A 20978-nucleotide genomic window follows, 5' to 3' on the forward strand; every position below is an offset into this window, starting at 1 on the left:
AATTCCTGTAGGTGGCACATCAATAAAACTACCAACAATTGGATGGGTAAAAACTTATGAAGGATTACCTCATACCACCTGCAAAAGTATTACTATTTCTAGGACTGCTGATAGCTGGTACATAGCTTTTTCTTATGAACAAGAATGTCGACCAACTATTAAAAAACATGATGCTGTTGGTGTTGATTTGGGAGTAAAGGAACTAGCTATTCTTAGCACTGGTATTACTTTTGCTAATCCTAAACACTACAAACAGAACTTAGCTAAACTGCAAAGATTATCTAATATCTACTCTAAAAAGGCTTCATGTTCAAGCAATAAGCATAAAGCCAAAATTAAACTAGCTAGACATCATGCGAGAATAGCAAACCTGAGAAAAGATACTCTTCACAAAATCACTACTTACTTATGCAAAAACCACGCGAAGATAGTAGTAGAAGATTTGAATGTTTCAGGGATGTTATCAAACCATAAATTAGCCCAAGCAATAGCTGATTGTGGGTTTCATGAGTTTAAGCGTCAGCTAGAATATAAAGCTAAAAAGTTTGGTTGTGAAATTATAATTGCTGATAGATTTTATCCATCAAGTAAAACCTGTTCTCGATGTGGGCATAAAAAAGAAAATCTTTCTTTATCCGAAAGAATTTATTGCTGTGAGAACTGTGGTTTTGAGATAGATAGGGATCTAAACGCTGCAATTAATTTATCGCGTTTGGCTAAAGCGTGAAAGTCTACCGAGGGATAACTGCTCCCATGCTCCCGTTGAAGTAGAAAGTAAAGTCTAGTTTTGTCTAGGTTTTATATAGCAGAAAGTAATTCCCGGACAGTAATAGAGTCATCGACAATTAACACTGTCGGATCAATCTTCACCTCTGGAGCGTTACAGGAAGAGCCGTTCTTCGTTGCCAAGAGCCACCACCAATTTGTTTAGACATCTTACCTTGGAAGATGTCAATAATTTCTAAAACGTCGGCAATAGGCATAATGCGACCATCACCGAGAACTGTAGCACCAGCCACACCAATGGGTTTAGGTGCCGGTCCTTCAAATTGCTTAATGAAAATTTCCTGTTCACCCAACACTTGGTCAATCTGGATAGCGACCATTGTATTACCTGAGCGCAAAACAACCACAGAAATTGTGTCATCTTCTCGCGTGTTGCTATAGACGTTACCGCGAGCAATATGACGATTGAAAACCAAAATTTCCTGTAAAGTTCGGAAGGGTAGGACTGTTTCCCGCCACCAAATAAATGATTGTCCATCCGCATCTTTCTGAACATCTGTAACGGGTATATCTAATGTGTCTTCCACGCCATCCATTGGGAAAGCAATTCTTGACTTGTTGGAAATACAGCAGAGAGCTTTACAAATACTCAGGGTGAGTGGTAGGCGAATAGTAAAGGTAGTTCCTTTACCTAGTACCGAATCAGTGGTGACAGTACCACGAATTTCGTTAATATCAGTTTGAACTACGTTCATACCCACACCCCGACCTTTGATATCATCAACTTGATCGGCTGTGCTGAAATTGGGCAGAAACAAAAGTTCATAAGCTTCTTGGCGAGATATGGTTTTTGCTTCTTCTGGTGTAATCACACCTTTTTGCAGTGCCTTCTGTTTTACCTTTTCGTGATCAATACCGGCACCGTCATCACTGACAGCAATTACAGTTTGATTACCTTGGTGGAAAGCGCGGATCTTGATTGTTCCCACAGGTGATTTACCCGCAGCTGTGCGAACTTCTGGAGTTTCAATACCGTGAGAGATCGCATTATTGAGCATATGGGTGAGGGGATCTGTCAGATGATCCAAAATCATCTTGTCAACTAATGTATTTACCCCTTCTGTCATCAGTTCTACTTGTTTTCCATATTTGATGCCGTTATCCCGCACCTCTCGACGCAACCGATCAACAGATTGAGCAAAAGGCACCATTCGCGCTTTAGTTATTCCTTCTTGTAGTTGGCTGGTGACTTGGCGGAACTGTAGTGCTACTCGTTCAGTTTCTTCGGTAACAAAGTCAATGTCGCTGGCTGACTCCCGAACTCTCACAATGTATTCTATAGTTTCTTGAGCAAGTAGGTGAAATTCGGTAAACTCGTCCATTTCTTCGGAGGCAAAACCCCGATCATTGGAACTGTTGTAACCTTTTTCTCTGGCTCTGCGACTCTTCAATAGTGAAGCTTCCAAGAGCGATCGCTCGTATAATTCTTGCATTCTTGCGCCCACATCGGAAAGATGTTGAATTTGAATCAATAAGTTATCTAATGATTGTCGCAGACGCTCATGATCCTGTTCTAAGGTATTGCGATTAACCACCAACTCCCCAACTAAGTTGCTCATTTCATCCAGTTGCTTGACTGGAATTTTCATGCTTTCTTCTCGAACACGACGAGTAGCCTGACGTGGCACTTTGCTAGTATTTGAGTTTATCCCTCTTCCTGATGAGTTAATTGTTTGATCTGCTTCTTGAAGTAATTCCTCCAAATCTTTAAATTCATCTGGTATGTCTGAAGACACAGCTATATTTTTAGCTTTTGCAGCTACAGGTGAACTCGGTTTTGGTGGCGTTTGTGGTATCTCTGTTGCTGAAGCATTATCTGTACCCAGTAATGCTTCTAAAGCCGCAAAATCTGCGTCTGGAATGGAGTTTGGATTGGGTGTTTCTAATTCTTCTTCATCGAGTAATGCTTCTAACTCTGCAAATTCATCTACTGCATTTTCTGAAGTATTGAATACTTCTAATTCTGCCAGTTCATCTACTACATTTTCCGCAGTATTTGTGGTTGTGGTTTCTAACTTTAATAGTTGAGAATTTGCTGCTTCTAGTATTAGAGGTAGCCTTAGAGGCGTTTGAGCAAATAAATCTGTTGTAATTTCTTCTTGTTCTAATTCTTGTTCTAAAGCCAATTCTGGCAAATCAACATCTAAGGAAAGATCAATATCTATCCCCAGATTTTCACTTATATCCTGCTCTAATACCTCTGGCTGTTTTTCCTGACTAAGATTGCGATCATTGATCGCTGTCTTTGTGGTTTCCTGGTGATCTTCAATTGACTGAATTACTGTGATCTTCTCCCAGGAAAGTGATACATCCTCATTACTGTTGTCATCAAAACCAGCAAATATATCCAATTCCAAATCAGCATTTGTCTGAGCAGATGGAACGGTAAATTCCGCCATCAAATTCATTGCTGCTGGTTGTTGGGAGAAGCTATCAATTTCCGGAAATAACACCTGATTATTATCTGCTGTGGGAGAAGTGGAAGGAGAATTTGCTAAATCAGCAAATAAATCATCTCCACCAGATGTCAACCAGGAATCTCCTATCTCTTGTTGTTGGTTTTCAGTCAAATCAAAGTCTGCTAAATAAAAGTTGAGGTTAGATGACTGCTGACTATCAGCTACAGTTTCCCCAAAACCTGCAAATAAACTTTCTTCTAATTCCTTAGCCACATCCTGTTCTAATTCAGCAGCATTTAACTGTGCTGGTTCTGAATCCATTTCTGTCCAGAAGCTATTAAGATCATATTCAGGTGCAGCGGCAGAAATTTCTGCTTTTGTATTGAGATTTAAAGGCAATAAATCATCAATTTCTAAATCATTTGTTGTGGCTGTTGTATCTGTTTCAATTTCACCAAACAAATCTAAAGACAAACTTTCTGGTTGAGACGGTATGTGTTCTGATGTAGGTTCTTCAACAGTCAGTTCCTCTAGAAAATCAGTAGTTGTAGTTGTTAATAAGTCATCAAAACTGTTTTCTTCTACCGTAGATTCTGGTTGAGTTAATTCCTCTTGATCAAATGCTAATGGTGCATGATTTTCTGATTTCAAGATTACAGGAATATCACTATCTTCAACCTGAGTATCACCAGTTCTTAATTGATTGATGGTAGTGTCTGGTATTTGTTCTTGTTCCCATCTTTCAAAATCGGGAGACTCACCTTGAAATAAATCTTCTAGAGTATTGAACTCAGCAATGCCTACTTCTAGTCCATTTAAGTTAGTAACATCACCACTGAAGTTGAGTATTTCGTCATCGTTTTCAGTGAACAAGGAATTGAGACTAAAAGCATTTACATCTGTGTCATCCCTAGCGATTTCTGGCAAACTATCAAAGTCTTGAATGCTTGTATCTGCTGCTATGTCAAATTCTTCTATTGGTTCAACAATTGCGCTGCTATCCAGTACATTATCTGTATGTAATTCTTGTATTTCTAGTGTATCGTTAGCATCTGTGATTGGCTGTGGTTTTTCCTCTGCCCAATTTAGTTCTAACAACTCCAGTTCTGAAATTAGCTCCAGTGCTTCTAATTCTTGACCAATGGTTATTTCTGCTTCTTTACCGTGAATAACTAATTCTTGAGCTTGTTTGATTTCGGTAATAATAATTTTGGCTAAAGTGAGATAACTATTATCAGGATTGGCGATCGCATTATTGGCAGATTGACACAATTTAGACCAATTAGGCAAATTAAATTTTTCACCAAGTTTAAATAATTGCTGACAGCATGACTGTAAATTTTCCCTAGATGAAGGTGTGCTGCTTTGTTTAAAAAGTTGCAGCATTTCCCGCAGGGATTGTAGGACTTGACTTTGAAAATCTGACCAATTATTTTGGCTGACTACTGGCGGTTTTTGGGTACTTACTGGAGGTACAACTTCCTGTTTTGGTGGTGGTGTCGGTGCAGATACAGCAATGGGGGTGTTAATATTTCCTGATTGTAAAAGTTTTTCTAGATGCTGATTTAGTTCTGCAAACAGCGGTTCAGTTTCGGACATCAAAGTATTTGCAGTTTCCTCTGACAGACCAAAGGGACTACCCAAATTATCCAACAAAGCTTTTAAAGTATCAGAGACACTCAGAAACAAAGACTCTAGTTTTTGGTCAACCTCAACTCGTTGCTCTTTAAGAACTTTAAAACTATCTTCCAGCCTGTGAGACGTATGCTGAATACTGGTCAATCCCAGCATAGCTGCCCCGCCTTTAATGGAGTGAGCAGCGCGGAAGACTTCGTTGATCATTTCTGGGTCATTAAGGGTTTCTTGTAGGTTCAGTAACCCCTGTTCAATGGTGTTCAGGTGGTCTCTGGCTTCTTCGATGAAGTAACCCAATATCCGTTGTTGTTGTTCCAGCTGCATAAACAAGGATGAAGAATAAAGGATGAACGATTAATGAGAAGAATTCAGGAGTCAGGAGTCGTAGGGGCGAAGTAGGAGCGAAGTAGGGGCGAAGCATTCGGAAAATAACCTGTGATAAAAATTAATAATTGTTCGCCCGAATGCTTCGCCCTTACAGGAAAATAACCTTTTCATCAAATTGATAATTGTTCGCCCGAATGCTTCGCCCTTACAGGAAAATAACCTGTGATAAAAATTAATAATTGTTCGCCCGAATGCTGATGCTTCCAGCACGCTTCGCGAACACCCTTACAGGAGTCAGGAGTCAGGAGTATTATCTTGCTCAGGAATTAACAGATTAGAGATTTTAGAAAACATATCAATTAGGATGTTCAAAGTCTTATTTATTCTGTATTTTGTATTCTGAATCCTGACCATTAATGCAGGAATAAGGCTGAATGTTGAATTTAGGATTTGGGATCTTGGATGAAAAAATCTCAAATCCAAAATTAAACACTCCCTTTACCTAGATTCAATAGTTTCCACTCGGAAGCTTTCCACAGAAGCGATCAAGTCGCGGGATACTCCCACCAAGTGTTGTAATGCTCCTGAAACTCGTTGTGCTTCTTGGGACGTTTCCTGGGCTGTGAGTTCCACTGATTGCATCACCTGAGCCACAGCCAGAGAAGTTTCCGTCTGTTCTACGGTATCAGCGGTAATTGAGCGCACCAGACTGTCGATATGACCAGCTACTTCGATAATGTCTTCTACCGATCGCTTGGCTTCTTCTGCCAGTTTTGTCCCTTGAATTACCTGTTGTGTACCTTCTTCCATCGCTGTCATTACAGAGCCTGTATCGCTCTGGATTTGCATGACGATTTGTTCAATTTCTTTCAAAGACTTGGCAGATTTGTCTGCTAACTGCCGCACTTCATCGGCAACAATTGCAAACCCCCGTCCGGCTTCTCCGGCTCTGGCAGCCTCAATACTGGCGTTAAGTGCTAATAGGTTAGTGCGAGAAGCAATCTGGGAAACCAAAGCAACGATAGAGTTAATTTCTTGCGAAGATTCCGCCAACCGTTTCACTTTTCGCGTAGTTTCTGCCACTGTTTCCCGAATTTCCAAAATCCCCGCTACGGTATTTTCTACCGCCTCTCCCCCCTTCACTGCGATCACGCTGGCATCACGGGCTACAACTTCTGCTTCTTTGGCGGCATCTGCTACCCGTTTAATTGATTCGGTCATGACCTGTACGGAATTAAGGGTGACAGCCAACTCTTCTGCTTGCCGCAAAGCATACCCTGATAAAGCTCTAGCAAAGGTTTCTGAGTTGGTTGAGCCTTTGGTTACTTCCCTCGCTGCCATTTTTACCTGTTTAACAATATCCCGCAGGTTTTGAATTGTCAGGTTAAAGGCATCAGCTACTGCTCCCAAGACATCGGCTGTCACCTCGGCTTGAACTGTCAAATCTCCTCTTGCTGCCCCTTCCACATCATCTAAGAGACGAATCACTTGGCGTTGCAAGTTTTCTTTGGCTTCTTCCTGTTCCACCGCTTTCCGTTGGGCTTCATTAGTGGTCATGAAAATTACCCGTGCCATATCATTAAAGCTGGTAGCTAGATACCCTAGTTCATCTTCTGAGTAGACGGTAGCCTGAGCATTGAGATTCCCTTCTCGCACAGCATCAAACTGAGCTTGCAAATCTTTGGTTGTGCGGCGAATTTGTTTGAGTGTCAGATTTCCCATGAAACCAGCTGTCATCCCACCTGCCAGTCCTGCGGCTAAAGCCATTGCCCAGCCTGTATTTCGCACTGACTCCCGTTGGTCTGGTGGAGAAAATGTGGTAGCTCCAAAACTGACCAAAGCTGCTACTACTGCGGATGTCAAACCCACTGTACTAGCGATATACCATTGCTTTTTATCTAAAGAGGCATTTTCAAAAAATCCGAATAGACCCTGTTCAACACTGACATTGGGTTCTAGTTTAGAAACTTCTGGTTGGGTAAAGACAGGAACTGCTTCTTGCGCTCCTGTAATTGTGAATAGTTCTTCATTTCTGTCAATATCGTCATCATCAACTGAATTCATGGAGAAATCTTGAGAAAAACTACTGTTAGCAGTATTCGACCTTTCTCTTGTTGGTGATGACACACTCATTTCTCGATACTCAGATTCTCCTGTGAGGTTAAAACTGGGAATACTGCCTAAATCATCAAATTCGTCAAAATCGCCCAGAAATTCCATATTGTTTGGGGAATTTTCTCCCTGCACATTTGGATTCTCTTCTTCATCAGTGGTAAAGCTTTCTGAACCAAAGGCAGACTCAAATGCCTCTAAATCGAAATGATCATCATCAAATTCATCTGCATGATATTTTGTATCCAAATTTATACCTTGCTCATCATCGGCAAAATTGTTGTTCACAGATGATGAAATTTGGGTACTTGTGTCAAGTTCAGGTTCAAATTCTTCTGATTTTTTTTCTCTCAAATGATTTGGTCGGTTCCAAAATGTATTTGCACTACTGTCTGGCAAATCATGTCTATTTAAATCATTATTGATTTCATGTTCTTCAATGACTACATTAATATTTTCCTGACTATTGTTGGCAACTTTCAAATTCTCCAGTTTCATATCTTCAAAGTCTGGTGAATCTTGTTCCAGCATTAATTCAGGCGCACTTGCCCAATTATTTTCACCTGATAAATTAATTTTTCCCAAAAATGGTGAGTTAGTCTCCGCTTCACTGGTTAGTGAAATTTCCTGTTCTGAATTTGCATCCAGATCCGTTAAATAACTATTTTCTACTGATGTTCCAATATTCTCTTCAGATGAAATACCTTCTTGCCAAAAAGGAGGTAACTCTAAATCTTTTGATGCTTCAGCATCATTGCTGGTTGCTCCTAACTCTGAAAATGGTTGATCTAAAGTTAGTGGCAACTCGGAATTTTCTAGTACTTCAGCATCATTGCTGGTTGCTCCTAACTCTGAAAATGGTTGATCCAATGCAAAAGGATCATGACCGAAATCTATTGAGTTATCTGGTAGCTTGTCAAGATTAATACTATCTAAATCACTTATAAAAGGATTACTCAAAGACATATCTTCAAGCGAGTCTTGAGATGCTTCATAGTCACCAAACGATTTCAAATCAAAGTTGGCGTTATCCAAGTCTCTCATAACTCCTAAATCTAGTAAATCTGCTTCATCCATTACCAGACCATTAGACTCCAGATGATTTCTCTGTTGATTAGTCTCAACGGTGGATTCATCTTCACCAAAGGCTTCAAAGTATTGTTTAATACTTTCTAGGTAGTTAGTTGCAGAACCTAAAATTTCTTGATCATCTGTCAAATGGAACACCTGCTCATATTCTGCTTGGGCAATGTCGAACTGCTGCAAAACATAGTAAATGTGACCCCGCAACAGATGAGAATTGGGTTCATCTGGTAAACTATGCACCGCTTGGTCTATTAAAGTAGCGGCTAATTTATAATTTCCTTCTGTATAGGCTGTTAGTGCCTGCTGATATTTTGAATTACGATCATCTATATTTGCTGCCATATCCTCCCTCCCGACTTCAACCTGCCCACCTAGCACTCCGCAAAATTGCTGTTTGATCAATCAATCTTAGATACTTATTATTTTCAGTATCTATCCATTCTCCCCTGAGAAAAGGAGCCATCGTATCTGGTACATTATTGGCTGGCATTAGATACTGTACATCAAGCCAACCCATACCACATATTTGTTCTACTCCTAAGCCTACTATTGTGTCTTGATCTTCAATAGCAATTACTGGTATCTCCGACCTATCCGTGTTTAATGGAGTGGCATCTCCCAGAAATTGACCTAAATCTGCTACCCAAATTAATCGACCTCGTAAATTTAGAGTACCCAAAAGCAGTGGAGAAGTATTAGGAATCGGGGTGATCCGATCAGGACTGAGTTCGATGACTTCCCTGATCCCAGTTGCCGGTAATGCAAACTCCTGTTGTGAAGGAATATAAAATCTTAAATGTAACTCGCCTTTTGGGTCTATGGCTTGTGCCACGTTAACGCTATCAGGACTTTCTAGTTGTAATTCTGGGCTAAATTGGTCTGGACTGCTGCCACTTAAAAAGTCTGGTTTGCTGACCATTTTGTTATCATCCTTATCCTCGCAGTAATTGTTTGACTGTTCCTACCAACTCAGTTGGTTGAAACGGTTTGGCTATATAAGCGTCTGCTCCTTGTCTCATTCCCCAGTAGCGATCAAATTCTTCTCCTTTGGAAGAACAGATGACTACGGGGACATTTTGGGTTTTGGGATCGGATTTTAACCGCCGACAAAGTTCGTACTTTGCCATTTTTGTGACCAAAGGCGTAATTTCTAAACTGGTGAGTTGGGGAACAAGTGCTGTCCCTAAATCGAAAATGAAACTGCCTTGGTGTAAGCTCAACAGATCAAACAGTGTCTCATTCATGTACCAAGCCATAAATAATATTCCTATCTTGCCCAAATTGACACCCAACGACAACAACAATCCCAAGCACTGCAAAAGCTAGAAAGTGAGCAAGTCCTAAGTTGACAATTTCATAGACAAAACTATACTTATATTGACAAAAATCAATATATTTTTAGGAAAAAATCAACTGTTCAAGAAAGTGGTGATTCTCAACTTCAGACTATTACCCAGATGCGTCAGACTATTAAAAGTTTGATTCCTCAATTGGATTTGTTAGCTTCTTAGAAAGGATGAGGATGAAAATCTCACTCATCCTTGCTTCTTGATTATACATATCCACTCACCTTGTACTTGAGCGATCGCTCCACCGGGAAAAGGATCAGTTTGAGAACGGTTGGGTGCTGTAATTAAAGCTGTGATTTTTTCAATGTGTTCAAAGTTGGGAGCATCAGGTAATATTTCCTGTAATACCTGACGCATCACCCGACGTTGCAAAGCTAGGGGTTGTTTTTTTAAAAGATGACGATTAAGTTGTAAATCTTCTTTCTCACCCTTTACTGAGGCTTCTAACCGCAATTGACGGGCTGTTTGTTCTAGATATTCTACCTCTGCTTGCAGTAGTTCTGCTGTTTGTGCTAGGTGAGATTCTACTTGGGGGTTGAAATTTTGCTTGAGATATGGTAAAAGTTCGTTACGTATGCGATTACGAGCATATTGTAAATTTTGATTTGTGGAATCTTCCCAAATTGGTAAATTAAAATCCTGACAAAATTGCTCAGTTTGGGTGCGAGTAACTTCTAAAAGTGGACGTACTAGGGTAATATTGTCAGTCATTGGACGTTGCCAAGTTAAAGCTTGTAAACCGTCAGCACCAGTACCGCGCATAAGGTTGTAGAGTAAAGTTTCCGCGCGATCGCTGGCTGTATGTCCAGTAATGATATATTGATAATTATATGTTTGGGCAATATTCGTTAAAACCTGATAACGCCAATTTCTAGCTGTAGCTTCACTATTAACAGGATTTATAGCTGTTTCTAAATAAAAAGGTATATTCCAAGTTTGTGCTAAATTTTGGACATGATCCGCATTAGCTGGAGAGTCAGAACGCCAACGATGATCACAATGGGCTATAGCTAGATTCCATCCCCATTTAGGTTGTAAATCTAATAATAATTTAATTAAGCACAAAGAATCTTGACCACCGGAAACTGCGACTAATAGATTTTGGTGACGCTCAAATAAATGACGAGCGCGGATAGTACGATGTATTTGGGCGTGGAGAGGAGTCCATAAGCTCATTTTTCTGTTGCTGCTAGTGCATGATTTTAGTTGACAAGGATAGATTGAAATTCATAAGTTTAATGATCACAAATTATAATAAATATTTAATCAAAGGTAAAAAGAGAAACCCACCAATTACACAGACGACAACTAAGAAAAACACTTTCCAGCCTAGCGTTAATATATTTACCATAGCTAGTAAAGTCAAGAAAACTAGATTGAGAGCAAAACTTAAAAAAACAATTGGTACAGGAAATAAAGTTGGCTTATTATCTGCTGCAATTTCTTTGATTTCCTGTAAAATTTCCTGAGTATTTCTTGGTCTGTCTCGTGGTTGATGCTCTATTAAATCATCAATTAAATCTTTAAATTCTTCAGAAATTTCTGGAGCTTCATCTCGCCATAATAACTTTGAAGTTCTTGGTTCTAGTTGCAAGTTTCCATTTCCAGGATAAATTCCAGTTAGTAAATGAACAAAAGTACGACCCAAAGAAAAAAAATCAGATTGATAAGTTACCCCTATGCCATTTTCTTGTTCTGGTGAACAATAACCAGGTGTGCCAATTTGTGTACCAGGAATAGTTTGCTTTTGAGTTTTTTGAGTAGCTTCTTTAACAATCCCAAAATCAATTAATACTAATTGACCATCAGGTTTTAACATAATGTTATCTGGCTTAATATCCCGATGTAAATAGTTTTGACTATGAACATGATCTAAAATATCAATTAGTTGTTTTAGCCATTCAATAGCTAGTTTGGTGTTAGGAATTTTTTGATTTTGTTTTAGCCATTCACCTAAATCCTGTCCAGCGATTTTCTCCATTACTAACCCATGTAAAATTTCCTGGGTGTGAATACAACGAAATTTGAGATAACCATCCACTTTCACCTTGGGAATTCCTGGATGATTTAATTTTTTCAATACATCATATTCTTGTTCAAAAAGTTCCACCACTTTCGGATTGCTAGAATTTCCGAACCTTAAAACCTTAATGACTTTATGATCACCCATTAAGCTATCTTCTACCTCAAAGGTCTTACCAAAATTCCCATCTCCTAATTCTTGAAGTACATGATAACGATTGCTAATAATATCTCCTGGTTCGATCATAATTATCTCTCCTTTCGGTTAATAAAATATGGGTTGATTTTAAGATTTTAGCATTATATATGGGAGCATCCCAAATGTGTAAATTTGTGTAAATTTATTTTGATCTAACGAACTTAAATGTTCCAAGGGACTGATATGATTGAACCGCAAAGGGCGCAAAGGACACAAAGGTAAGAGAGTTTAAGAGATTTTTTAGTGTTGCTGCTGTCATTTTTTCAAAATTGGGATGCTTCCTGATCTAGACACTTTAAATCTGATACATTATAGTTAATCGGTACAAACATAGCCCCATAGGTAGAACATTGAGTAGGTACAACACGGACTATTTGAGAAATATTTTCTTTCCTATCTCCATCCTGATCAAAAGAAATAGTACCCGAAGCACCTCCTATAACCTGTAGACTTCTTAAATGCTGCTGTATATCTAATCTTTGTTTTTGCAAAGAATCGTTGATATTTAGTTTTTCCAGAGCTTTTGTCAACACCAAAGTAGCATCATGAGACATGGCAGTTTGAGCATCTATCTTACCTGTTCCCCAAAGGTTTTGGGCTTTGGTAATAACCTCCTGATTAGGAGCAGTTAAAGGATGCCAAGGAATGAATATTAAAAGATTTTTGACAAGATTTCTGCGATTGAGTATTTGAGGATCATATAAAACCCACAGTCCTCCCATCGGTAATTGATTTTCATTAACATCAATGATACTTAAAGTATTTTTGAAAGAGAGAGAATTAACATGACCATCGGGAATAAGAATAAGTGCTTTAGCTCGTTGTTTTTTAACTTCATTTAATATCTTATTAGGAATAAAGTTAGGTTGAGATATATCTATTGCAATTATCTTATTTGCATCCAATTGCTTCCGAAATTCTTCCAAAGCAGATTTGCTATAAGTGCTACTTGGTGTGTAGAAAATAGCTACTTTTTCTTCCTTAGCTAATTTAGCTAATTGCCATTTTTCAATCAGTAGAGTAGTCTGAACTTTAACGCTATTAACAGTGCGAAAGAAAAAATTATCTGGATATGTATTACCAGCTAAAATATCTGATCGCAGAGCAGTAGAAGCAGGAGAGATAAAAACTATTTGATGCTTGTGATAAACTGGTAAAGCGGCTTTAGTGAGTTCAGAGGCATAATGTCCAATAACTGCAACTATGTCTTTTTTAGAGAGTATATCTTCAGCTAATTTATTCACAGTGTTTGGGTTATTTTTATCATTAACAATGATAATTTTTAGACCTGGATATTTAGGATTTTTGTTAAATTCTTCCTGAACTTGTGCAGCACCTCTTAACAGAGCTTTTGCTATACCTTCAGAGTTTCCATTAATAGGAACTGCCACAGCAATAGTGTAACTTTTTTCACTAGTGATTTTTTCCTGTTGCATCAATTTGGCATTATTAAGGTAGATCAAAATTTCCGGGTTATTTGGATCTGTATTTCTCTTTTGAGTAAAATAATTAACAGCTTTTTGCCAGTTACCTGCATGAAAATATGAAAATTTCTCTTGTGTAAATAAACTTTCCTCACCACAAGATAAATTGTCAGATAATTTAAAGTTGTTACACCAAGTATTATAAAAATAATAATTATATAACCCAATAAATAAATTATCTTGAGGATGAATAATCCAATATCCCCAAACAGTAAAACTTAATATCAAGATTAAAAATGTTATTTTAGCCCTGATGGTGTATTGACGGAAGTTTTTGCGGATTTTTTTCATGTAATCAACCTTTACAATCAGTTATAACGTCTTTTAATATATTTTTTAATTAAAGGATTCAGAACCCAAAGAATTTTACCTCCTGCTAATATATCAGCCTTTTCAAGCAAACGCACTTGCCATAAATTATCTATCGCTTGACTAATTTCTCCTTTAAAGGGGAAAATTTGAGATATTTGAGCAATTAATAGTGGTTCTGTCGCTATCGCTAATTGTTGCATAATTTGAATTTCTAAGTTTGTTAAATTAAAAAAAAGTTTATCAAGTAATCCCATGATCACATCAGGTATATAAATTGTTCCTTCCAAAAATTCATAAATTTGTCCATCGTGAATATTTTTAATTGGTTCAGAAGCCAGAATTAAAGCTAATGGATGTCCTTTGTATGTGTCAATTAGTTGTTCTATTCCTGAATTGACAATTCCCAAATCTGTCAATAGGTTTTTAGCATCTTGAATTTGTAAACCGCATAATGAAAGTTCCTTAATTTGTTGTCTATTGACAAATAAATTCATTACTCTTGGTCTTTGTATACTGGTAAAAACCAAGCAGCTATTATGTGCTAAATCTCCAATTTTTCTTAGTAATAAATCATAATTTTCCGGTAATTCACTATTTCCCATCACTCCTTCCCATTGATCAAATATTAATAAACAATGATGCTGATTTAATAAATTAATCAGATTTGTAATTCTTCTATTTATATTTGCTTCTGGATTATTTGTTGCCAAATAGCACTCTATATCAGTTAAAATTTCTGCTAAGGAAGGGGAATATTCAAGACTCTTCCAAATCACATAATCAAAATCATTTTTAACCTTTTCAACTAACTCCCTCACTAGCGCAGATTTACCAATCCCATTTATCCCCAAAACACCTACCACACGACAGTTTTCGGTAACTATCCATTTTTGTAAATCAGACAGTTCTTGTTGTCGTCCATAAAAATCACTTACATCTGGTGCTTCCAGCAAATTTATATGTGAATTTATATGTGAATTTATCTGTGAATTTATCTGTGAATTTATCTGTGATATGTGCTTAGTGTTCTCTTCTGTGACAAGTTCTTTCTTTTTTTTTAAAAGTTCGTCTAGCACTAACCGACAATTTTTTTTATTTATATCTGTTCCTATGGTATCACCCAGTTTCTTGAATAATTGGGGACCTTTAATAATCATGATGGTACTGGGAGCATAATTGGGAATTTTCATCTTTTTGTATGGTTCACCGTGCAGAGAATATTCCAGAATTGCTTCTTCACAAGGATCTAAATCTAAATCTTGTTCTTTTTCCCGCTTTACCCAATCTTTAAATAGTTTGATTAACTCTTTCCCATCCATAGTCCAGTTTTCTTTCAAGCTCGTATTGTGGATTGTATCTTAATTTGCACTAACTTTATTAAATTTATTAACTTTATTAGTTTTATTAGTTTTATGAGCTTAAATACTGATAATTAGTTAGTGATGACAATTACATATAGTGATGAGATACTTTTTTGTGTAAGGACAAAAAAAGAGGTTGTTGTGGTTGCTCAATACTCATTCAGGAACTAAAGCTAGTTAGAACAAAGAGAAGTTTTACTGGTATCGTTGAAACTATAGTAGATCAGCAATATTGGGTAAATTTCTATACAATTCATTGCAAATTGATGACTCACAGATATTACCTTGAAATTCATCAAACCAAGTATATTCAAGAATATTATACGTTATAACTTCTCCTTAATTTTTCTTTGTATCTTTGCGCCTCTGCGCCTCTGCGTGAGATCAAAAAAGATTCCCCCTCTCAACAGAAAGGAGGAATTAATGATCAAAACCTCAAAAGCTGAAAGCTGACTGCTGACAGCTAAAACTAGAAAAACCAACCGTAGGAATGTAAACCTTTACCCAAAAGATTCACACCTAAATAACAAATCCAAACTACAACAAAACCACCAGCAGCTAAAATTGCCGGTTTTCTACCTTGCCAACCGCGAGTAATTCTCGCATGAAGATAAGCAGCAAAAACTAACCAAGTAATTAAAGCCCAAGTTTCCTTTGGGTCCCAACTCCAATAAGAACCCCAAGCTTCATTAGCCCAAACACCACCGGCTATAATACCAATTGTGAGTAGGGGAAAACCCAAACCAATAACGCGATAACTAATATTATCTAGGGTTTCTGCTAGGGTAAGACGTTGAGGAGAAAGAATTTCCGCAGTAGCAACAGAGGTAATTTTTACCGCATCTAAAACAGCAGTACCATTCCCATTGTTATTACTTTCCAACCGGGAAAAACCATTATTTTCCGATGTAGGAGTTAGGGTTTCTGTGACTAATTCTTCAGCCTTGATGAGTTTGTAACCATTGGTGCGATAACCACCATTACCAAAAGAACTTCCTTGTAATTGAATGTTTTGGCCGCGAGTGACAATTAAGAAAGCGATCGCCAACAAAGAACCCACCATCAAAGCCGAATAACTCAACATCATCACACTGACGTGCATCATCAACCAATTCGACTTTAAAGCCGGTACTAAAGGTTCAGAAACCTGCATTTCTGAAGGTAAGGTTAAAGTAGCAAAAGCTGTAATTCCCATCGCTACAGGAGCAGTTACAACCCCCACTAACTTGCTACGACTCGTATTTTCAGCAATGAGATGGACAGCAGTAATTCCCCAAGTGAGGAAAAATAGAGACTCATAAAGATTGCTGAGAGGGAAATAACCAGCTTCAATCCATCTTGCCCCTAAAAGAGTAGCAATACACAAATTAGCGATCGCCATTCCAGCCGTCCCCAAAGCCGCAGTCACCGATAAACTCGGAAAAGCCGCCCCCACCCAATACACCAGCATAGTGCAGAACAAAACAGCAAAGGAGGCATTATCTAGCCAGTTCTGGAGTACAACCAGATTCATAAACAATTCTCTCCAGTAAATCAGTGATCAGTTATCAGTTATCAGTTATTTAACCCAAGTTGCTAGTTAAGAATAGGAGTCGTAGGGGCGAAGCATTCGGCCGACCAATGATCGATCAATTTTTGTCACAGCCTATTTTCCTGTAAGGGCGAAGCATTCGTCCGACCAATGATCAATTTTATGAAAAGGCTATTTTCCGAATGCCTGTCTGCCGACAGGCAGGCTTCGCCCCTACTTCGCCCCTACTTCGCCCGTACAGGAGTCAGGATAAAGAATCAATTATGATGGTATTCCCTGGTTTTTTCCTGTATATTTCTCCTTTTCACTTCTATTTGAGAGCCTTTCTTGCATAACTAGCAACTTACGTTAGTTATCAGTTCCAGTTAGAGAATTAATTTAACTCAAACTCTGATACTTTGTACTGAAAGCATTCCAACTATCCTGATTTGATCCTATCTAGTTTTGGTGATAGTTGATAGTTGATAGTTGACAGTTGATAGTTGACAGTTCATTGGGAAACATAAAATTGATTACCCAGTCCCCAGTCCCCAGTCCCCAGTCCCCAGTCCCCAGTCCCCAGTCCCCAGTCACCTATCACCCTTTTTCAGTTCCAGAAAAATGTCATATTGTTGACTACGATTATCTTTGACAGCAGTTGTCACCCCAACAGTGTGTATTGCTGCTAGTAATGCTTGTTGACTGGGAGATGCAGTATTGAAAGTAAAACTTTTAACCGCCCGTTCCATATCTAAGAAAAATTGTCCTTTGGGTGGATTAAGTTCAGAGGGAACTGTTTGTTGAAAAGGGCGAGTGCTGGCTAGTGTGTTGTTGGGTTTAGGAACAATTGTATCACTGACAGGAGCGCCCAAAACGAAGAAAAGCACATCTTCATCTAACCAACCATGAGTAGCAGTTAAAGTCCCAAAAGGTGAAATCCAGTTCACAACAGGTTTACCCGCCACAGTACCAGGCTCGACTTTAAACTGATATTGATTTTTCACTACTTCATCGAGATTTTGTAAAGCAGTTTCCGCAGATTGGCGTAAATTTCCCTGAGCATCACTAGCCTTAATCATAAACACTAAACCAGCCCGAAAATTATCAGGTGCTGCATCTTTTGGCGTATTAGGAATTACAGCAACTGAAAATTCCCCTTTCATCCAACTGAGTAAATCTTTTTCTAAATCCAAATTTGTCAAAGATTTTACACTCTGTCGCAGTTTTTCCGGCTTGATAGGTGACAAAGGATTTCCTTTAGAAGTAGAAACATAGTCTGTCCACAAACGCTGTAAGTTACTGCCAGTCAACATCATTAAAGTTTCGCTGGGAAGGCGATTTTGCATACTGCCAGCTTTATTTTCTACTGCCAGCACGCGCTTACTATTGGGGTTTAACCAAGAAACCCCCTTTAACCTAATTCCTTGTGGTTCTAAGGTAATATTTCCCGCCACACCTTGGTTATTTTGAAGTTGCGTCAGTACCTGAGCGGGTAAACGTCGATTAGGAGCCGCTGCTGCTATTTTGGCAGCTATTGGTACATTGATATAAAATTGAGCAAAAGGTTTATAACTGCTTGTTTTTGAGAAGTTTGTGGCAAAGCCTTCTAATGTTGCCAAAGAAGCTTGATTTTTATAGGCATCAATTGTTCTTTCTGTGGTTTTAGCATTATCTGTAATCACGATAAAATGCTGATCTATTAATGCAGCCGAAAGCTTTTGTCCAGCTTGTTCTTGGGTTTGTTTAATCGTGATGCCTTGATAAGTGCGCTCAATCCATTTACCTTGTTTCAATGATTTAGGTTGTGCCAAAATACTTTTGGCAGTTTCGGGATTTTTGATTGGTAAAATCATCACCATTGACTGTTCATAAATCTCAGCATCAGTGGCTACTTGTTTAGATGTTTTATTCTCTAATGAAGGAGCTAAAACAGCGATCGTAACTTCATCCCCTACCCAGGGTTGAATATCTTTCTCGAAGTTATAACCATTGTTAGTTAACAAGCGTTGTTGCAACTTGATTAAATTTTTATCCAGTGCTTTTTGAGTTTCTGGTGTCCCAAACTCCCTTAACTTTTTCCATTGTTGAGTATCTGTTGTCAAGGAAACTGCAAACAAAGCATCTTGAGGAATAATATTTGCACCCACTGGCAAATTTCTAGATAATGGTTGTCCTTGGGTGAAAAACCAATATGCAGCACTTCCAGCACCAATCAATAACCCAGCAGTTGACAGGGTTACGATTAAAGATGGTTTCTTTTTTTTCTTGATCACACTAGACACAATAGGTAGTGCCATTACAAGTTATACCTATAAATAATTGCGAACAAATTACTGATTTGATGTTTTGAATCAAACCAAGCTCATTTAATCTCGCTCAGATTACCTAATTCTTTAAGAAGTGGGGAATCTTATTGTTAACGAGAAGAAAAACAGTAAGTTATTGTTGATAGATATTTTATTGAACTTGTTTTGTCAAATTCCCAATGGAATCTTGTTGAAATTAATTTGCATCTTGAGTGAGATGTCATTCCAATACGGTGGGATAGTTATATCCTGACTACAAATGATTGGTTCTCCGTTAGTTGTTTGATCCTAATTTAATCATTACTACTACTCAACTGTGTCTGACCTAAATATTTAGCTAAGTGGGGTGAAAAAACTTCATAAATTAGGGTGAGAGGCTGTCCATGATGCCAAAACAAATAATGGCGACCCCAAAATGGTCCAGCTTGCTCAAATCCTAACTCTAAGGCTTCTGAGTAACCACAATAAATTCCGCGAATATCTCTATACAATTCTGTACGGATACGGGCTAAACTTGCCCAAATTGGTAAAGACCGATTTTGCAAAAATTCATCTACATGACTCGCTTCCCACCAAGAAGTAGCATAACCCAATCTTTTACCGGAAGCAGTCCGCAGCCATACCTGTCGCCGCAGTCTTGGACCTGGTACGGCTTCAATTAAGCTAGGGGCGTTATCTGAAATATTGCCAATTAAAGACATATCTATTACGTCTACTTCTGTGGGTTCACAAGTGAGTAATTGTAAATGTCTGGTTGGAGAACCATCACCTAAAAGTAGTAATTGCCAAGCAGGTGCTAACTGAGTGTGAGGTAAACCTTTTTGAATTTCCTCTCCTTCACCTTGCCAAATAGGTTTTAAACGATGCCAAGCGGTTGGCAGTGTAGTGGTTGTGGGCGTAACTATAGTAGTCAATTTTATTTACAAAACTTCACCTATCTCTATAAAAGCACAATCAGAGAATTATGTCAGTTGCGTAAATCCTGATTTCAGCATATACAATATGGAAAAAAGACTGAATTAAATACGATATTTTATGATTAACCTAGAAAATATTCACCCACTCACAGACTTCAAACGCAACGTCAAACAGTTTATCGAACACATCAAAGCTACAAAATCTCCTCTCGTTCTCACTGTTAACGGTAAAGCAGAAATTGTCATTCAAGATGTGGCTAGTTTTCAACAAACTCAAGAACGTTTACAGCTTGCAGAGTCAGAATTGCAAAAGCTAAAGTTTGAAGCATTGAAACGGGATGTAGCTTTAGGTGCGGAACAGTTAAAAAATGGAGAATACAGCGAATATAACGATGAGTCTTTACCCCATTTGCTGGAAAAGATTAAAGCAAGAGGACAGGATCAGCTAGGTAAATAAAGAGTTACATGAATAGCTACAGACTTTCCAAACTAGCTGAACAAGATTTAGAAGATATATGGGTTTATATTGCCCAAAATAATCAAATCGCAGTAGATACAGAAATCGCTAAAATTCTCAATTGCTTCCCAAAGTTAGCTAAATTTCCTGGCATGGGTAGAAGCAGAGATGATTTGTTGCCAGAACTCAGAAGCTTTCCTGTTAAACCGTACATCGTATTTTACACAAAAATTGATGATGGGATTGAGCTTGTCCTAAGTTGACAATTTACTAGACAAACCTATATAAATGTATACAAAACTACAAGTATTTGACGTATACATGGAATAAGTTGACTAAAAAATTAGGCAAAATGTGTCAGAATTAAATAATAAAGTATAGTGTTGACATCAGCAAATGCTTTTATCCATCAAAACAAAACTCAAGTTAAATAAAACTCAAGAAATATTAATGGCTAAACACGCTGGTATAGCAAGGTTTACCTATAATTGGGGTTTAGCTACTTGGGCTTCTTTGCATAAAGATGGATTAAAGCCAAACAAATACATCCTCAAAAAATTCTTTAATAATCATGTAAAACCTGAATTGGCATGGATTAAAGAAAAGGGTATTTGCCAGAAAATCACTCAATACGCCTTTGATAGTTTAGGTGAGGCTTTCCAGAGATTTTTTAAAGGACAGTCTAAATATCCCAACTTCAAAAAGAAAGGGAAAAA

Annotated in this window: 16 protein-coding genes; 5 read left to right on the forward strand and 11 right to left on the reverse strand. The window is 38.0% G+C overall.

The features are described 5' to 3' along the window. On the forward strand, nt 1-727 hold a 727-nt coding region (locus H6F47_RS20750; protein WP_190650779.1), incomplete at its 5' end, for an RNA-guided endonuclease TnpB family protein. Nucleotides 728-866: 139 nt separating this feature from the next. Here H6F47_RS20750 and H6F47_RS20755 read toward each other — a convergent pair. The 9 genes from H6F47_RS20755 to ccsB form a co-directional block, all read right to left on the reverse strand. After that, nucleotides 867-5144 (reverse strand): chemotaxis protein CheA, encoded by a 4278-nt coding sequence (locus tag H6F47_RS20755; protein WP_242027465.1) that lies wholly within the window; start codon nt 5142-5144, stop codon nt 867-869. Between the two features lie 501 nt (nt 5145-5645). Further along, nucleotides 5646-8687 (reverse strand): methyl-accepting chemotaxis protein, encoded by a 3042-nt coding sequence (locus tag H6F47_RS20760; protein WP_190348632.1) that lies wholly within the window; start codon nt 8685-8687, stop codon nt 5646-5648. A 16-nt stretch (nt 8688-8703) separates the two neighbouring features. Further along, nucleotides 8704-9264 (reverse strand): chemotaxis protein CheW, encoded by a 561-nt coding sequence (locus tag H6F47_RS20765; protein ID WP_096568170.1) that lies wholly within the window; start codon nt 9262-9264, stop codon nt 8704-8706. A 13-nt stretch (nt 9265-9277) separates the two neighbouring features. Then, complete coding sequence (locus tag H6F47_RS20770) at nt 9278-9601, reverse strand: response regulator (RefSeq protein ID WP_190650781.1); 324 nt, start codon at nt 9599-9601, stop codon at nt 9278-9280. Nucleotides 9602-9880: 279 nt separating this feature from the next. Beyond that, complete coding sequence (tilS, locus tag H6F47_RS20775; RefSeq protein WP_096568172.1) at nt 9881-10870, reverse strand: tRNA lysidine(34) synthetase TilS; 990 nt, start codon at nt 10868-10870, stop codon at nt 9881-9883. A gap of 73 nt (nt 10871-10943) precedes the next feature. Further along, nucleotides 10944-11963, reverse strand: coding sequence for a serine/threonine-protein kinase (locus H6F47_RS20780; protein WP_190650783.1), 1020 nt, complete (start codon nt 11961-11963; stop codon nt 10944-10946). A gap of 215 nt (nt 11964-12178) precedes the next feature. Next, nucleotides 12179-13690, reverse strand: a complete 1512-nt coding sequence (locus H6F47_RS20785; protein ID WP_190650785.1) for an ABC transporter substrate-binding protein — start codon at nt 13688-13690, stop codon at nt 12179-12181. A 17-nt stretch (nt 13691-13707) separates the two neighbouring features. Beyond that, nucleotides 13708-15030 (reverse strand): NB-ARC domain-containing protein, encoded by a 1323-nt coding sequence (locus H6F47_RS20790; RefSeq protein ID WP_190650787.1) that lies wholly within the window; start codon nt 15028-15030, stop codon nt 13708-13710. 511 nt (nt 15031-15541) lie between these two features. Beyond that, on the reverse strand, nt 15542-16585 hold the full coding sequence (gene ccsB, locus H6F47_RS20795) for a c-type cytochrome biogenesis protein CcsB (protein ID WP_190650789.1): 1044 nt from the start codon (nt 16583-16585) through the stop codon (nt 15542-15544). A 511-nt stretch (nt 16586-17096) separates the two neighbouring features. On the opposite strand from ccsB, the gene H6F47_RS20800 reads away from it, so the two are divergent. Beyond that, entirely contained in the window at nt 17097-17234 is a 138-nt protein-coding gene (locus H6F47_RS20800; RefSeq protein ID WP_190650791.1) for a hypothetical protein, read from the forward strand. Here the strand turns inward: H6F47_RS20800 and H6F47_RS20805 are convergent. Continuing rightward, nucleotides 17173-18879, reverse strand: coding sequence for a DUF3352 domain-containing protein (locus H6F47_RS20805; RefSeq protein ID WP_190348639.1), 1707 nt, complete (start codon nt 18877-18879; stop codon nt 17173-17175). The genes H6F47_RS20800 and H6F47_RS20805 overlap by 62 nt on opposite strands. A 302-nt stretch (nt 18880-19181) precedes the next feature. Next, nucleotides 19182-19802, reverse strand: a complete 621-nt coding sequence (locus H6F47_RS20810) for a chorismate lyase (RefSeq protein WP_190650793.1) — start codon at nt 19800-19802, stop codon at nt 19182-19184. A 121-nt stretch (nt 19803-19923) separates the two neighbouring features. Between H6F47_RS20810 and H6F47_RS20815 the strand changes: the two genes are divergently transcribed. The 3 genes from H6F47_RS20815 to H6F47_RS20825 form a co-directional block, all read left to right on the forward strand. After that, entirely contained in the window at nt 19924-20262 is a 339-nt protein-coding gene (locus H6F47_RS20815; protein ID WP_096568190.1) for a type II toxin-antitoxin system Phd/YefM family antitoxin, read from the forward strand. Between the two features lie 8 nt (nt 20263-20270). Further along, nucleotides 20271-20525, forward strand: a complete 255-nt coding sequence (locus H6F47_RS20820) for a type II toxin-antitoxin system RelE/ParE family toxin (protein ID WP_190348640.1) — start codon at nt 20271-20273, stop codon at nt 20523-20525. Between the two features lie 133 nt (nt 20526-20658). Beyond that, a partial coding sequence (locus tag H6F47_RS20825) for a helix-turn-helix domain-containing protein (protein ID WP_190650795.1) occupies nt 20659-20978 on the forward strand: 320 nt, incomplete at its 3' end.

The sequence above is a fragment of the Sphaerospermopsis sp. FACHB-1094 genome, from assembly GCF_014696195.1.
Classification (GTDB): domain Bacteria; phylum Cyanobacteriota; class Cyanobacteriia; order Cyanobacteriales; family Nostocaceae; genus Sphaerospermopsis; species Sphaerospermopsis kisseleviana.

Coding starts and splice junctions, on each gene's coding strand:
- H6F47_RS20755 (WP_242027465.1), bottom strand. CDS start 5,144: ATGCAGCTGGAACAACAACAACGGATATTGGGTTACTTCATCGAAGAA.
- H6F47_RS20760 (WP_190348632.1), bottom strand. CDS start 8,687: ATGGCAGCAAATATAGATGATCGTAATTCAAAATATCAGCAGGCACTA.
- H6F47_RS20765 (WP_096568170.1), bottom strand. CDS start 9,264: ATGGTCAGCAAACCAGACTTTTTAAGTGGCAGCAGTCCAGACCAATTT.
- H6F47_RS20770 (WP_190650781.1), bottom strand. CDS start 9,601: ATGGCTTGGTACATGAATGAGACACTGTTTGATCTGTTGAGCTTACAC.
- tilS (WP_096568172.1), bottom strand. CDS start 10,870: ATGAGCTTATGGACTCCTCTCCACGCCCAAATACATCGTACTATCCGC.
- H6F47_RS20780 (WP_190650783.1), bottom strand. CDS start 11,963: ATGATCGAACCAGGAGATATTATTAGCAATCGTTATCATGTACTTCAA.
- H6F47_RS20785 (WP_190650785.1), bottom strand. CDS start 13,690: ATGAAAAAAATCCGCAAAAACTTCCGTCAATACACCATCAGGGCTAAA.
- H6F47_RS20790 (WP_190650787.1), bottom strand. CDS start 15,030: ATGGATGGGAAAGAGTTAATCAAACTATTTAAAGATTGGGTAAAGCGG.
- ccsB (WP_190650789.1), bottom strand. CDS start 16,585: ATGAATCTGGTTGTACTCCAGAACTGGCTAGATAATGCCTCCTTTGCT.
- H6F47_RS20805 (WP_190348639.1), bottom strand. CDS start 18,879: ATGGCACTACCTATTGTGTCTAGTGTGATCAAGAAAAAAAAGAAACCA.
- H6F47_RS20815 (WP_096568190.1), top strand. CDS start 19,924: ATGATTAACCTAGAAAATATTCACCCACTCACAGACTTCAAACGCAAC.
- H6F47_RS20820 (WP_190348640.1), top strand. CDS start 20,271: ATGAATAGCTACAGACTTTCCAAACTAGCTGAACAAGATTTAGAAGAT.